The sequence below is a fragment of the Caulobacter sp. FG7 genome, assembly GCF_057808875.1.
In genome coordinates this window covers 125,064-138,552 of the sequence record NZ_JBMDIW010000010.1, presented here as the reverse complement: position 1 = coordinate 138,552, position 13,489 = coordinate 125,064, and the positions used below count along the sequence as shown (strand labels likewise).

Sequence of the window (13,489 nt, the reverse complement as noted above, 5' to 3'; positions counted from 1 at the left end):
TGAAGCTTCACCCAAACAGGCCATGCAGCCACCACTTCGGCAAAGCATCGTCGCCATAAAGCCCCTGCCGATAGATCCAGAACCGGCCGCCGGCCTCGTCCTCCACCCGGTAGTAGTCGCGGATCCTGCCCGGACCCGTGTCGTCGAAGTCGCCGCGCCACCATTCCTGGCCGATGCGCTCGGGGCCCTCGGCGGCCTGGACGCGGTGATGGCGGCCCCGCCAGGTGAAGCGCAGCGGCGGGTCGTCGGGCAGCTTGGCCATCACCTCGATCGGCTCGGGGCGCTTGAGCAGTCGCGTCGGGCGCGGCAGGTCGGGGTTCCAGGGCCGGGCGCCCGCCGGCGCCGCCAGGGGCGCGGAGCGGCCCACGGCGCGCTCGGGCACATGGCTCTCCACCGGATCGGGCCGCCAGACCCGCCCCTCGCCCAGCCGGTTGACCAGCCGGTCGACCAGCGGGGCCAGGGCCTCGGCCGCGTCCAGCTCGGCGTCGATGCGCGCCTGCCCCTGCGCCAGCGCCTCGACCGCGAAGGCGTGGACGGTGATCACGTCGATGCCGAAGCCCGGATCGACGACGTCGAGCTTGGGCGCGACCAGCCTGGCCAGGCGCGCCGCATCGCGCCCCGCCCGCGCCAGGCCGACGGGTATGGGAAAGGCCTTGCCGTCCAGGCGGTGATAAACGACCTCGAACCGCTTGGCCCCGCGCCCCTCGCCTTCCAGCCGCTTGCAGATCAGGGCCAGCACGTCGGCGGCGACGCGAGCCAGATCCTCGGGCGCGCTGATCGGCTCGAAGAAGGCCAGCCGCTCGAACCACGGACTGGCCGGACGCCGGAAGGCCAGGGCCTCGCCCGCAGCCCCCAGGGCCTGGTCCAGCCTCTGGGTGAAGGAAAGCCCGAAGCGCTTGGCCATCTGGGCGCGCGGCAGGGCGTAGAGCTGGCCGACGCGATGCAGGCCCAGGCGCGGCAGCTGGGCCTGGGCGGCCTCGTCCAGCCGCAGGGCCGCCACCGGCAGGCGCGCCAGGGCCTCGCGCTGGCCGCCGGGCGGAACCACCGCTCGCCCTGATCCGAAGCGCGCCTCTCCAAAGCGAGCGAGGGCCCAGGCCGCGCCGGCGGTGTCGGCGATCGCCCCACGCGCCGGCACGCCCCAGCGCGACAGGCGCTCCAGCAGGTCGGCCAGCATGGCGTCCTCGCCGCCCCACAGGTGGTCGGTCCCAGTGATGTCGAGCAGCAGGCCGTCGTCGCCGTCCACCGCCACGGCCGGCGAGAACCGCACGCACCAGTCGCAGAGGCTCTCCAGCGCCCGCCGGTCGGCGGCGGGATCATGGTCGGCCGTGACCAGCTGCGGAACCAGCGCCAAGGCGTCGGCGGCCTTCTGGCCGGCGGACAGGCCGAGCGCCATGGCGGCGGCGTCGACGGCGGCGAGGCGTCGGGTCCCGCGTTCGGAGACCAGCAGGGCGAAGGGGGGGTCTTGCGAAATCCTCCCCCCGAAGGGGGAGGTGTCGCCGAAGGCGACGGAGGGGGAAGTGATTTTCCGTGTCGCCTCGACTTCCCCCTCCGACCGCTTCGCGGCCACCTCCCCCTTCAGGGGGAGGATCTTTTCCTCACCCGACGGCGAGAAGGCGTTCGGGTGGTGTCTCGACCAGGTCGTGATCGGCCAGTTCGGACACCACACGGAAAGGATGCGGGCCATGGTCGGCCTCCGAATGTTCTAGGATCCACGCCCCCGGGCGTCCGCCCCGACAGCGTTCCAGCGCCACGCGCCAGGCGGGCGGGCCAAGACCCAGCCCATCCGGCGGCGCGCGCCCCGGCGCGGGGCCCACCCGCCAGCGGCTGAAGGCCGCCGAGCCGGTCGCGCCCCTGGCCGGTCCGCCATAGGGCCGGCGGTGCAGAACGACCCCGAAGCCGCCCGCCCGCTCGCAGGCCAGCTGCAGCCGGCGACCGGCCACCAGGTCGGGGGCCTCGGCCTCGCCGATGGCGACGGCGACGCCGGGCGTGGCCAGGGCGTCCTCCAGCACGCTCAGCCCCTCGGCCTCGTCGCGCACCCGAACCATCACCAGTCGTTCGACCGGAAAGCCCAGGTTCACCAGCCCCGGGACGTAGAGGTCCGAACGCCGCAGCACCCAGACCACCGCGCCCTTCACGGCGCGAGGTCTTGCGAGAAGCGCCGCGAAGGCCGCCGTCGCCGCCCCGCTCTCGCCCTCCAGCCCCTCGCCGACCACCTCGTGCCAGCCGGCCCGGGGCAGACCTCCGCCGGGCAGATGGCTGTCGATACGCGGATCGCCGAACGGCAGGACCGGAGTCGGAGTCCGAGTCCCCGCCTCGATGGCGGCGATCCGACCTCTCAGGGCCTCGATACGCGCCTCGCGCGAGCCGGGCATGGCGACCTCCGTTCACATTTTGTTCTGATCCCGATGGGCGCGGGAGTCAAGGTGATCGCGTGTGGCGAGGTGTCGCCGCCCAGCCCCACTATCGTCATCCCGGCTCTTCGCTTCGCTACGGCCGGGATGACGAAGAATGAGGATCTGAAGGTGTTTCAAACCCGCTCCACCCGCCGTCCCGCCAGGGCGCTGACCAGCGCCTCGGGGGCGGCGGGCTTGTGCAGCACCGGGCCGTCGTCGAGGCCGGGCTCCTGGTAGCCGGTCAGGTAGACGAAGGGGATGGCCCGCTCGGCCAGCGCCCTGGCCACCGGCGTGACCATGCGACCGCCGAGGTTCACGTCGAGCACGGCGCGGTCGATCAGGCTGCTCTCGATCAGCTCCAGGGCCTCCTCGACGTCGCCGGCCGGGCCGACCACCTGGGCGCCGGCCAGGGCCAGCACGCGGGCCAGCTCCATGGCCACCAGGGCCTCGTCCTCGACCACCAGCACCCGCTGGTCCTGCAGCCCGCCGTCGGGTGGAGCGCCGGTCATGGCCGCCGAGCGCTCGCCGCCGCCCGCGTGGGGCAGAGCGCCCCTGGAAAGCTCGATCCGGCAATTCAGGCCCTCGGCCCGCCAGTCGTGCGAGACCTGCGCGCCCAGCTGCTTGCCGGCGTTCTGGATCAGGGTGGAGCCGAAACCACGACGCGCCGGGGCGATGGTCGGCGGCCCGCCGCCCTCGCGCCAGTCGAGAACGAGGCGCCCAGCGTCCCAGGCCCAGGCCACCTCCAGCACCCCGCCGGGCGCCGACAGGGCCCCGTACTTGCTGGCGTTGGTGGCCAGTTCGTGCACGACCAGGCCCAGCGACTGGGCGGCCTCGGCGCGGATCAGCACAGGCGGGCCGTCCAGCACCACCCGGCTTTCGTGCTCGACGCTGTAGGCCTCCAGTTCCTGCTCCAAGAGGGCCCGCAAGCCCGCGCCGGTCCAGCGAGTGGTCGACAGCAGGCTGTGCGAACGGGCCAGCGAGCCGATGCGGCCGCTGAGCGCGGTGACGTACTGGCGCTTGTCGACGAAGGGGGTCAGCTGGACCAGCGACTGCACCACCGCCAGCACGTTCTTGGCCCGGTGGTCGACCTCGCGGATCAGCAGGCGCTCGGTCTCCTCGGCCTGGCGCAGGGCGGCGTCGGCGCGGGCCCGGCCGCTGGCGGCCCAGATCAGTTCGGCGACGTCGCCGACGAAGGCGACCTCGTCGACGCCCCAGGTGCGGGCGCATTCCTGGCAGACGAAGAGGTACGAGACCAGCCGCCCGGCCTTGACCAGCGGCACGGCCACGAAGGCCCGGATGTCGAGCGCGACATAGGCGTCCAGGCTGTGACGGGTGCGCGTGTCCTCGCGGACGTCGTCGATCACCACCTGCACCCCGGCCCGCAGATCATCGCTCATCGCCGGGCCGAAATCGTCGAGCACGAACAGCGGCCCGACCAGGGGCTGCACCCCCTCCCCGCCCCACTCGCCGACGATCTGGGTGGAGACGCCGGCGAGATCGACCTCGGCATAGCCGGCGCGCTGGGCGCCCAACTGCGCGGCCAGCACGGCGCAGGCCCTGTCGGCGATGGCGGCGACCTCGCTCTCCTCGCGCAGCTGGCGGCCCAGGTCCAGCATCAGGGCCCGCCGCCGCTCGCGCACCAGGAGGCGCGCCAGCTCGGCCTCGGCCCGCTTGCGCGCGGAAATGTCGGTGACCAGCACGTAGTAGCCGAGCACCGCGCCGTCGGGCGCCACGTCCGGCACGTACTTGGCCTCGACATGGCGCAGGCCGGCGGCCTGGTAGGGCACTTCGCCCTCGAAGGTCAGGCTCTGGCCTTCCAGCGCCCCGTCCACATGGTCGCGCACGCGCTCATAGGCGTCCGCGCCCATGACCTCGAGCAGGGACCTGCCCTCGATGTCCTCGCGACGCACGCCGAACCAGGTCTCGTAGGCGCGATTGACGAAGCGATAGCGGCGATCGGCGTCGACATAGCCGATCAGGATCGGCACCGCGTCGGCCATGGTCGCCGAGAAGGTGTCCCGTCGACCGGCGTGGGAGGGCGAAGGGGCGTCGTCGGTCATGGATTACGGCGCTCGTTTCGCGAAGGCGGCAGGCTTGCACGACCACCTCCGCAGGTGGAGTGAGACAAACGGTCGCGCCCCGGGCCGTTAATCCTCCCGTCGGAAGGTGACCACCAGCACGTCGCGGCGCGCCTCCTGCCCGGCTTCGAGCGGCGAGATCGCGGTCACTCCGTGCAGGACGCGATGGTCGTCGATGAACACCGCGTCGCCCGGCTGCGTCAGGGTGAAGGAGCCCAGCGACCGGCCGTCGGGGGCGAAGATGTCGGTGACGCCGCTGGCCACATTGTGGCGCTCGACCAGCATGACGATCACCCAGTCGACGCCGTCGCGGTGCGCGCCCTCGGGCGTGGGCAGGCCGGCCTCGCCGTCGTGGGCCTCGATGCGGAACTGATGCAGCTCGACGTGCCAGGCCGCGGGCGGGCCGGCGGTCAGCGGGTGGAAGAGCTCCAGGCCCGCCTTCAGTACGCTCTGGGTGACCGGATGCTCGGCGACGCCTTGCGTCACCGGCTCGAACCAGCGCTGCACGCCGCCGTTCAGGGCGTTGTAGTCGCGGCTCTGGTAGTGCGGCTGGTGCGGCTTGCGCGCGATCGTCCCATCCGCCGAAGCGGCGAAGGCCGCGAACCGCCGGCGACGATAGCGCCCGCCGTCGGCCATGAAGCCGTCGACGCCCAGGTCGTTCCAGCTGTCGGCGAACAGGTCCCAGTCCGGCAGCCCGCCCAGCAGAGCCCGCATGTCGGCGGCCGGGGCGATGGCGAACCCCTCCTCCGCGATGCTCCTGGAAATTCCGCTCACGCCGGCGCTCCCGGCCGGAAGAACAGGCCCAGCTTCAGCGAGCGCGCGATGCGCTCGGCCTTCTGGCCGACGATGGCGGCGCGCGGGGCGTCGAACAGCTCCACGCAGGTGGCGTGGAACAGGTTCAGCCACGGAGTGAACATCCACTCCTGGAAGCCCTCGATGCGCTGGTGCACCGCCATCGGCGAGCCCTTGTAGCGCCCCGAGCCTTGCAGCACCGTCGCCCAGAAATCCTTCAGCGTGGCCATGTGATGGGGCCAGGCCTCCTCGGCGATCTGGCCGTTGAACACCGGCCCGATGCGCGGATGGCGGCGGACCTTGGCGTAGAAGGCCTCGACCAGGGCGTCGATCTCGGCGTCGGTGAAGGTCGGTTCTTGGAGGGCGGGCTCGGACATGCGCCCTAGATGGTCCCAAGCGGCCCGGCAGCCAAGCTAGGGAACAGTACCTAAGCGGAAAAATGGGACGCGACCCTCGTCCTTCGACACGCTCAGGATGAGGGTCTACTGCACGCCCTGCGAAATGGTCCTCACCCTGAGCCCGTCGAAGGGCGAGGACCACGCACGCCGCTACGCCTTGCCGGTTACGCCCTGCTGCGGCGCGGACCCCTGCAGGCTCCAGTCGCCAGACTTGGCTTCCGGCCCGCGATCCAGGCGCAGGTTGTTCTGCACGTTGTCGACGCCCGAGACGCTTTCGGCCAGCAGTTCGGCCCGGCGCTTGTCGTCGCGGGCGTGGACCGTGCCGCTCAGCGTCACCTCGCCGTCCTTGACCGCCACCTCGATGGACGAGGCGTCCAGCCAGCCGTCGTCGGTCAGCCGGTCGCTGACGTCCTCGCGGATGCGCTCGTCCGAGCGGCGATAGCCCTTGGGACCCCGGCCGCGATGATCGGCGCGGATGGCCGCGTCGTGCTCGCGGCGGCGCTGGGCGTCGTGGTCGCCCATCCAGGCAGAAACCTCGTCGCGGGCCCGCTCGAACCAGCCGCGATCGTCGTCGTGGCGGTCGCGCGGATGGCGGGCGTAGGCCCAGTGCTCCCGGTCATGGCGGCCCCGCCCCGGACCATCGGTATAGTAGTTGCGCTCGCGCTCGTGGCGGCGGTCGAAATAGGCGCGGTCGCCATAGTCGGGCGCCTCGCCGCGATAGCCGCCCCCGCCGTAGTCGGCCGTGGAGCCGCCGAAGTCGAAGCCGCCGACCTGGCCGTAGTCGCCCGGCGCCCGATAGCCCCGGCCCGAGGCGTAGTCCGAGCCCGAGCGGATCGAGCCATAGCCGATGTCGCCGCCCTGGCTGACCGCCCGGCGCAACTCGGCGCTTCCCGAGCGGCGGCGCGGCTCGCCGTAACTGCGCTGCTCGCGGGCGGCGTAGCGGTCGCGCCAGTCGGGATCCTGGGCGTAGCGGTCCTGGCGGCGCCCATCGGCGCGAGAGGCGTCGTAGCCGTAGCCGCGCTCGTCGTCGAAATCTCGGTCGCGGTCGACCTCGAAGCGGCCTTCACGGTCGTTCCAGCGGGACTCGGGCATCAGTCTTCTCCGTGGCTCTCATGTGGCGTCGGGACGCGTCGAGGCGTCCCATGGGGCTGAGAGAACGGAGGGGCCGAAAGGCCTGTTCCTAATGCGACGCTTCTTTGGGCGCGGCGTCAGCCATCTGTGGATGACTACGGGATAGGTCGACGGCGGCCTGTAGATTGTCGGCCAGCAAGGCGTGCCTTCGCGCGCGGGGAAGCTTATGTTGGCGCTCTAACGCCATGCGCTTCGACGACCGCTTCCTTGAAGAACTGAAGTCCCGCCTTCGCCCCTCCGACGTGGTCGGAAAGACGGTGAAGCTGCGGCGGCAGGGTCGCGAGTATGCGGGGCTGTCGCCCTTCACCAAGGAAAAGAGCCCGTCGTTCTTCGTCAACGACGACAAGGGCTTCTATCACTGCTTCTCCAGCGGCAAGCACGGCGACATCATCAGCTTCCTGCAGGAGACCGAGCGCCTCACCTTCAGCGAGGCGGTCGAGCGGCTGGCGGCCGAGGCCGGCATGAGCCTGCCCGAGCCCGACGCCCGCGCCGCCCAGGACGATCGCAAGCGCGCGGGGCTGGGCGACTGGATGGAGCTGGCGGCGGCCTGGTTCGAGGCCGAGCTGCGACGCCCCGTCGGCAAGGACGCCCGCGCCTATCTCGACCGCCGCGCCCTGCCCGAGGATCAGTGGAGCCGCTTCCGCATCGGCTTCGCCCCGGGCGGCCGCACGGCGCTGAAGGACTATCTGGTCACCAAGGGCGCCAAGCCCGGCGACCTGGTCGAGGCGGGTCTGCTGATCGCGCCCGAGGACGGCGGCGCGCCCTATGACCGCTTCCGCGACCGGATCATCTTTCCGATCACCGACACGCGCGGCAAGGTCGTCTCGTTCGGCGGCCGGGCCATGGATCCCAACGCCCGCGCCAAGTACCTGAACGGCCCCGAGACCAGCCTCTTCCACAAGAGCCGGGTGCTCTACGGCCTCTACGACGCCCGCAAGATCCTGCACGCGGCCCAGGCGGCGGCTCCCAACGAGCAGACCCCGCTGCTGGTGGTCGAAGGCTATATGGACGTCGTGGCCTGCCAGCGGGCGAACCTTTCGGCCGTGGCGGCCATGGGCACGGCCCTGACCGAGGAGCAGATGGAGGCGCTGTGGCGCCTGCATCCCGAGCCGACGCTCTGCTTCGACGGCGACAAGGCCGGCCAGCGCGCCGCCAGCCGCGCCATCGACCGCGCCCTGCCCCTTCTGAAGCCCGGCCGCTCGTTCCGCTTCTCGATCGTCAGCGGCGGCAAGGACCCCGACGACGTGCTGCGCGAGCAGGGTCCGGCGGCGCTGAAGGCCCAGGTCACCCAGACCACGCCCTTCGTCGAGGCGCTGTTCGTGCGCGAACGCGACCTGGAGCCGCTCGACACCCCCGAGCGCAAGGCCGGCCTCAAGCAGCGCCTGCGCGCAGCGGCCGGCACGATCGCCGACAAGGACCTGGCCAGCGCCTACAAGGACGACCTCTACGCCAAGCTCGACGTCCTGTTCCCCAAGCCGGCCTATGGCGGCGGCGGCCAGGGCGGCCAAGGCGGGGATCGTCCGTTCACCCCGCGCGGCGGCGGTGGCGGCGGCTGGAAAGGCCGCGAGCGCGGTCCGCCCGATCCCGGCATCCGCGGCGTCGCCCGCGAACAGATCGGCCGCCGGCTGAACCCCTTCCACGCGGCCGTGGCCATCGCCGCCGTCGACCATCCGGGCTGGGCGCGCCCCTATGACGAGGCGCTGGAGCGGATCGGCTTTGGCGAAGCGCGCCTCAAGGGCCTGGCCCACGAGATCTTCGAGGCGCTGATCGACGACATCAGCGAGGACACGCCGTTCCGCGACATCCTGGTCCGCAAGGGCCGGGGCGAGGAACTGGCCGAGCTCGACCGCCTGGCCCAGACCCTCAAGCCGCCGTTCCTCGATCCGAAGATGGAGCGCGAGCGCGCCCGCGCCCTGTGGGCCGCCTGCTACGAGGCCATCGTCGAGGTCGGCGACGCCCAGCGCGCCCTCAAGGCCATGCGCGAGGAAGCGGTCACCGCCGCCAGCCTGACCGCCACCCGAGACCTGCGCGACCGCATCGCCATCCTCGAGCGCCAGATCAGCAACCTGGAATTCTGGCAGCCCGCGCACTGATCAGCTTCAGGCGCCCAAACTCGACTTTCCTCGCCCGACAAAACCCCGCCTCCCTCGCCCCTGTGGCGAGGGCCCATGCCGGCCGCCGCCCAGACAACGACAGTGCTCGAAAGGTCTGAGCAGTTGAACCATGGATCCTCGCCACAGGGGCGAGGAAAGCGAATTCAAGAACGTCTCTCGGTGGGAGGCTCCTAGCGGGAGCGCCCTTCACTGCCGCGCTTTCCCCCGCTAACAACGCCGCCATGCGCATCGTCGTCGTCGGAGCCTACGGGCTGATCGGATCCTACGTGACCGCCCGCCTGCTGGCCGACGGCCATGCGGTGGTCGGGGTCGGCCGCGACCTCGTCCAGGCGCGCCGGCGGTTCCCCAGCGTCGACTGGCGCGCCGCCGACCTGCGCACCGCCAGCGTCGCCGACTGGACCGCCCTGCTGACCGGCGCCGACGCCGTGGTCAATTGCGCCGGCGCCCTGCAGGACGGCCCGCGTGACGACCTGCACGCCGTCCACGCCCAGGCCGTCGCCCGCCTGATCGAGGCCTGCGAGGCGACCGGCGCGCGGCTCGTCCACATCTCGGCCGCCGGGGTCGCGCCCGGCCGCGTCGATCCGTTCGGCGCCACCAAGCAGGCGGCCGAAAACCTGATCGCGCAGAGCCGCATCGACTGGATCATCCTGCGGCCGGGGCTGGTGATCGCGCCGGCGGCCTATGGCGGCACGGCGCTGCTGCGGGCCCTGGCGGCGTTCCCGCTGGCCATACCCGCCGTGCATGCGCAGGCCCGTGTCCAGGTCGTGGCCGCCGAGGATGTCGCCGCCGCCGTGGCGGCCGCGATCCGCCCCGAGACCGCGTCCGGCCAGAGCCTCGACCTCGTCCATGCCGAGCCGATCGCCCTGGGCGACCTTCTGGTCCGGCTGCGCGGCTGGCTGGGCCTGGCGCCGGCCCCCGTCGTCGCCCTGCCGCCCGCCCTGGCGGCGATCCCGGCCTGGACCGCCGACGCCCTGGCCTTCCTCGGCTGGCGCAGCCCGATGCGCAGCACCGCCCTCCAGCAACTGCGCCTGGGCGTGGCCGGCGAGGACGCGCACGCCGAACGGCTGGACCTCGCCCCCCGATCGCTGGACCAGATCCTGGCGGCCATGCCGTCGGGCGTGCAGGAGCGCTGGTTCGCCAAGGCCTGGCTGGCCAAGCCGCTGATCCTGACAACCCTGGCGGCCTTCTGGCTGGCCTCGGGACTGATCGGGATCACGGTGAGCCGCGACGCCGCCGTCGCCCTGCTGACCAGCGCCGACATGCCGCAGCCCCTGGCCCAGGCCTTCGTGGTCGGCGGCGGGATCGTCGACATCGCCCTGGCGCTGATGGTCGCCCACCGCCGCACCGCGCGCCTCGCCTTGCTGGGCATGATCGCCGTCACCGCCGGCTACCTGACCGGCGGCGCGATCGTGCGACCCGACCTGTGGCTCGATCCGCTGGGCCCGCTGGTGAAGAGCATTCCCGCCGCCGTGCTGGCGATCGCCGCCCTCGCTCTCCTGGACGAACGCTGATGGACCTCTATCTCCTGCTGAAGGCCGCCCACGTGGTCGGGGCCACCGTGCTGCTGGGCACGGGGGCCGGCATCGCCTTCTTCATGCTGATGGCCCACCGCACCGGCCAGCCGGCCCTGATCGCCCACACCGCCCGGGTGGTGGTGGTCGCCGACACGGTGTTCACCGCCAGCGCCGTCATCGTCCAGCCGATCACCGGCGCGGCCCTGGCCCATGTGGTCGGCTATCCGCTCTTCAGCGGCTGGATCGGGCTAAGCCTCGTGCTCTACATCTTCACCGGCCTGTGCTGGCTGCCCGTGGTGTGGATCCAGATCCGCCTGCGCGACCTGGCCGACGCCGCCGCCAAGGCCGGTGAGCCGCTGCCCGAGCGCTACCACCGCCTGTTCCGCATGTGGTTCGTGCTAGGCTTCCCCGCCTTCGCCGCCGTTCTGGCCATCGTCTGGCTGATGCTGGCCAAGCCGAGCTTCTGACCATGACCGCCTACTCCAAAGACGACGTCGCCCGCCTCGCCGAACGGCTGCTGAACCGCAGTCTGCCCAAGGCCGAATGGACCCACGCCGCCCACCTGACCGCCACCCTGCGCCTGGTGCGCACCCGCGACGAGGGCCTGGAGCGCGACCTGCCGGGGATCATCCGCGCCTATAACGAAGCCGTCGGCGGGGTGAACGACGACGCCAGCGGCTATCACGAGACCATCACCCAGGCCTATCTGGCCGCCATCCGCGGCTTCGTCGCCGCCCTGCCGGCCGATCTGGACGACGGCGAGGCCGCCGCCCGCCTGCTGGCCACGCCGCTGGGCGACAAGGCCTGGCCGCTGGGCTTCTGGTCGCGCGAGCGGCTTTTCAGCGTCGAGGCGCGCCGCGGCTGGATAGAGCCGGATCTCACGCCGTTGGCGCACGCCCCGCCCGAGACCGTGCGATGACCCTGATCATCACCCTGGCCCTATTGGGGTCCAACCTGTTCTGCTTCCTGCTGTTCGCCCACGACAAGGCCGCCGCCGTGCATGGCGAGCGGCGGGTGCCCGAGCGCGTGCTGCTGCTGTCGGCGGCGATGTGCGCCGCGCCCGGCGCGCTGATGGCCCAGCGCTGGCTGCGCCACAAGACCCGCAAGCAGCCGTTCGGGACCTGGCTGATCCTGATCGCCTTCGCCCAGGCCTGCGCCGTCGCCGGCCTCGTCGTCCTGGCCTATCGAGCCCCATGACCCAGCGCCTTCTCACCCTGCTTCGCGGCAAGACCCCCATCCGCCCGCTCGACGCGCTGAAGGGCGGCGGCGGCGCGCTGCTGGGCCTGCTGTTCGCGGGCCTCTTGGGACGCTTCGCGGTCGGCGGCGGCGACTGGCTGCATCCGCTGCTGGTCGCGCCGATCGGGGCCTCGGCGGTGCTGATCTTCGCCGTGCCCGCCAGCCCCCTGGCCCAGCCGCGCGGCGTGATCGGCGGCAATGTCGTCTCGGCCTTCATCGGCATAACCGTCGCCATGCTGCTGCCGAACCAGCCGCTGGTCGCAGCCCCGCTGGCGGTGGGCCTGGCCATCGCGGTCATGATCCTGCTGGGCTGCCTGCACCCGCCCGGCGGCGCGGTGGCCCTGATCACCGTCATCGGCGGACCGGCCGTGACCAAGGCCGGCTATCTCTTCGCGCTCAATCCGGTGGCCGTCGACTCGGTGCTGCTGGTCGCCGCCGGCATGGCCTGGAACCGGCTGGTCGGCCGTTCCTACCCGCACAGGGCCCCCGCCCCGCCGCCCAGTCCGCACGGCACGGCCGATCCCCTGCCCGCCTCGCGCATCGGCTACGACGCCGGCGACCTGGACAAGGCCCTGGCCCGCTACGGCGAGCTGCTCGACGTCAGCCGCGATGACCTCGACGTCCTGTTCCGCGAGGTCGAGATCCAGGCCCACCAGCGCCTGCACTCGCAGATCCGCTGCGGCGAGGTGATGTCGCGCGACGTCATTCGCCTCGACCGCGCCCAGTCGGCGGAAAGCGCCCTGGCCTTCCTGCAGAGCCACGACCTGCGCGCCGCCCCGGTGGTCGACGAGGACGGCCGCGTCATCGGCATGGCCCGCCGCGCCGAGCTGCAGGCCAACCGCCGCCGCACGGTCGAGGCCGCGCTCGATCCGTTCGTCCACCGGGTGCGCGAGGGAACGCCGATCGCCGCCCTGCTGCCGATCCTCTCCAGCGGCCAGACCCACGAGGCCATGGTCGTCGACGGCGACCGCCGGCTGGTGGGGGTGATCACCCAGACCGACCTGATCGCCGTGCTCTATCGCGCCCACATCGTCGAGAGCGTGCTGTGACGAGGCTTGACTGACGCGCGCGTCGCCGCGCCATGCTGGGGCAAATCGATAGGGGAAACGCCATGCTCGTCGTCCACCACCTGAACAACTCGCGCAGCCAGCGCGTGCTGTGGCTGCTGGAGGAGCTTGGCGTCCCCTACGAGGTCAAGCGCTACGAGCGCGACGCCAAGACCATGCTGGCCCCGCCCGAACTGCTGGCCATTCACCCGCTGGGCAAGTCGCCGGTGATCACCGACGGCGACAAGACGATCGCCGAGACCGGCGCGATCATCGAATACATCCTCGACGTCTACGGGAACGGCCGCCTGATTCCGCCGGCCGGCACGCCCGAGCGCCTTCGCTTCACCTACTGGCTGCACTACGCCGAGGGCTCGGCGATGACGCCGCTCTTGCTGAAGCTGGTCTTCACCGCCCTGCCCGCCCGCGCCCCAGGCCTGCTGAAGGGCCTGGTCAAGGCCATCGCCGCCAAGGCCCAGTCGGGTTTCGTCGACCCGCAGCTGAAGAGCCACATCGACTACTGGAACGGCGAGCTGTCCAAGTCCGAATGGTTCGCCGGCCCCGAGTTCACCGCCGCCGACGTGATCATGAGCTTCCCGCTCGAGGCCGCCGTGTCGCGCGCCGGGGCCGGTTCGCGCCCCAAGGTGAAGGCCTTCCTCGAGCGCATCCATGCCCGCCCGGCCTATCGCGCCGCCCTGCAGCGCGGCGGCGAGTACGCCTACGCCGACTAGGGAACACACCGCACAACTCACGGCCGAGCTTGCGCCTGCGACACGGCGACGCTCGG

13 protein-coding genes are annotated in these 13,489 nt (G+C 72.0%); 7 read left to right on the top strand and 6 right to left on the bottom strand.

Annotation, left to right across the window (positions count from 1 at the left end):
• Window positions 1–7 precede the first annotated feature (7 nt).
• The 6 genes from ACODR1_RS10615 to ACODR1_RS10590 form a co-directional block, all read right to left on the bottom strand.
• Window positions 8–1,684 carry a DUF6504 family protein gene (locus ACODR1_RS10615; protein ID WP_488880414.1) on the bottom strand — a complete coding sequence of 559 codons (1,677 nt, stop codon included), beginning with the start codon at window positions 1,682–1,684 and terminating at the stop codon, window positions 8–10.
• Window positions 1,596–2,372, bottom strand: coding sequence for an ImuA family protein (locus ACODR1_RS10610; RefSeq protein WP_488880413.1), 777 nt, complete (start codon window positions 2,370–2,372; stop codon window positions 1,596–1,598). Before ACODR1_RS10610 ends, ACODR1_RS10615 begins: the two co-directional genes overlap by 89 nt.
• Window positions 2,373–2,527: 155 nt before the next feature.
• Window positions 2,528–4,453 carry an HWE histidine kinase domain-containing protein gene (locus ACODR1_RS10605; RefSeq protein ID WP_488880412.1) on the bottom strand — a complete coding sequence of 642 codons (1,926 nt, stop codon included), beginning with the start codon at window positions 4,451–4,453 and terminating at the stop codon, window positions 2,528–2,530.
• Between the two features lie 87 nt (window positions 4,454–4,540).
• The gene (locus tag ACODR1_RS10600; protein WP_488880437.1) at window positions 4,541–5,185 is read right to left on the bottom strand and encodes a 2OG-Fe dioxygenase family protein; all 645 of its coding nucleotides are present in this window, start codon (window positions 5,183–5,185) and stop codon (window positions 4,541–4,543) included.
• A gap of 56 nt (window positions 5,186–5,241) precedes the next feature.
• On the bottom strand, window positions 5,242–5,640 hold the full coding sequence (locus ACODR1_RS10595; RefSeq protein ID WP_488880411.1) for a group III truncated hemoglobin: 399 nt from the start codon (window positions 5,638–5,640) through the stop codon (window positions 5,242–5,244).
• 171 nt (window positions 5,641–5,811) lie between these two features.
• Entirely contained in the window at window positions 5,812–6,753 is a 942-nt protein-coding gene (locus tag ACODR1_RS10590; RefSeq protein ID WP_488880410.1) for a BON domain-containing protein, read from the bottom strand.
• 224 nt (window positions 6,754–6,977) lie between these two features.
• On the opposite strand from ACODR1_RS10590, the gene dnaG reads away from it, so the two are divergent.
• From dnaG to ACODR1_RS10555, 7 genes are all read left to right on the top strand, one after another.
• The gene (gene dnaG, locus ACODR1_RS10585; protein WP_488880409.1) at window positions 6,978–8,885 is read left to right on the top strand and encodes a DNA primase; all 1,908 of its coding nucleotides are present in this window, start codon (window positions 6,978–6,980) and stop codon (window positions 8,883–8,885) included.
• 242 nt (window positions 8,886–9,127) lie between these two features.
• On the top strand, window positions 9,128–10,417 hold the full coding sequence (locus ACODR1_RS10580; protein WP_488880408.1) for an SDR family oxidoreductase: 1,290 nt from the start codon (window positions 9,128–9,130) through the stop codon (window positions 10,415–10,417).
• Entirely contained in the window at window positions 10,417–10,887 is a 471-nt protein-coding gene (locus tag ACODR1_RS10575; protein ID WP_488880407.1) for a DUF2269 family protein, read from the top strand. Before ACODR1_RS10580 ends, ACODR1_RS10575 begins: the two co-directional genes overlap by 1 nt.
• Window positions 10,888–10,889: 2 nt before the next feature.
• The gene (locus ACODR1_RS10570; RefSeq protein WP_488880406.1) at window positions 10,890–11,339 is read left to right on the top strand and encodes a hypothetical protein; all 450 of its coding nucleotides are present in this window, start codon (window positions 10,890–10,892) and stop codon (window positions 11,337–11,339) included.
• Window positions 11,336–11,617, top strand: coding sequence for a DUF1294 domain-containing protein (locus ACODR1_RS10565; RefSeq protein ID WP_488880405.1), 282 nt, complete (start codon window positions 11,336–11,338; stop codon window positions 11,615–11,617). The genes ACODR1_RS10570 and ACODR1_RS10565 overlap by 4 nt, the downstream gene beginning before the upstream one ends.
• Window positions 11,614–12,705 (top strand): HPP family protein, encoded by a 1,092-nt coding sequence (locus tag ACODR1_RS10560; protein ID WP_488880404.1) that lies wholly within the window; start codon window positions 11,614–11,616, stop codon window positions 12,703–12,705. Before ACODR1_RS10565 ends, ACODR1_RS10560 begins: the two co-directional genes overlap by 4 nt.
• A 62-nt stretch (window positions 12,706–12,767) precedes the next feature.
• Window positions 12,768–13,433 carry a glutathione S-transferase gene (locus ACODR1_RS10555; protein WP_488880403.1) on the top strand — a complete coding sequence of 222 codons (666 nt, stop codon included), beginning with the start codon at window positions 12,768–12,770 and terminating at the stop codon, window positions 13,431–13,433.
• Window positions 13,434–13,489: the final 56 nt, after the last annotated feature.

Excerpts from the sequence above, each read along its gene's own strand:
- ACODR1_RS10615 (WP_488880414.1), bottom strand. The coding sequence starts at position 1,684 with ATGGCCCGCATCCTTTCCGTGTGGTGTCCGAACTGGCCGATCACGACC.
- ACODR1_RS10610 (WP_488880413.1), bottom strand. The coding sequence starts at position 2,372 with ATGCCCGGCTCGCGCGAGGCGCGTATCGAGGCCCTGAGAGGTCGGATC.
- ACODR1_RS10605 (WP_488880412.1), bottom strand. The coding sequence starts at position 4,453 with ATGACCGACGACGCCCCTTCGCCCTCCCACGCCGGTCGACGGGACACC.
- ACODR1_RS10600 (WP_488880437.1), bottom strand. The coding sequence starts at position 5,185 with ATGCGGGCTCTGCTGGGCGGGCTGCCGGACTGGGACCTGTTCGCCGAC.
- ACODR1_RS10595 (WP_488880411.1), bottom strand. The coding sequence starts at position 5,640 with ATGTCCGAGCCCGCCCTCCAAGAACCGACCTTCACCGACGCCGAGATC.
- ACODR1_RS10590 (WP_488880410.1), bottom strand. The coding sequence starts at position 6,753 with ATGCCCGAGTCCCGCTGGAACGACCGTGAAGGCCGCTTCGAGGTCGAC.
- dnaG (WP_488880409.1), top strand. The coding sequence starts at position 6,978 with ATGCGCTTCGACGACCGCTTCCTTGAAGAACTGAAGTCCCGCCTTCGC.
- ACODR1_RS10580 (WP_488880408.1), top strand. The coding sequence starts at position 9,128 with ATGCGCATCGTCGTCGTCGGAGCCTACGGGCTGATCGGATCCTACGTG.
- ACODR1_RS10575 (WP_488880407.1), top strand. The coding sequence starts at position 10,417 with ATGGACCTCTATCTCCTGCTGAAGGCCGCCCACGTGGTCGGGGCCACC.
- ACODR1_RS10570 (WP_488880406.1), top strand. The coding sequence starts at position 10,890 with ATGACCGCCTACTCCAAAGACGACGTCGCCCGCCTCGCCGAACGGCTG.
- ACODR1_RS10565 (WP_488880405.1), top strand. The coding sequence starts at position 11,336 with ATGACCCTGATCATCACCCTGGCCCTATTGGGGTCCAACCTGTTCTGC.
- ACODR1_RS10560 (WP_488880404.1), top strand. The coding sequence starts at position 11,614 with ATGACCCAGCGCCTTCTCACCCTGCTTCGCGGCAAGACCCCCATCCGC.
- ACODR1_RS10555 (WP_488880403.1), top strand. The coding sequence starts at position 12,768 with ATGCTCGTCGTCCACCACCTGAACAACTCGCGCAGCCAGCGCGTGCTG.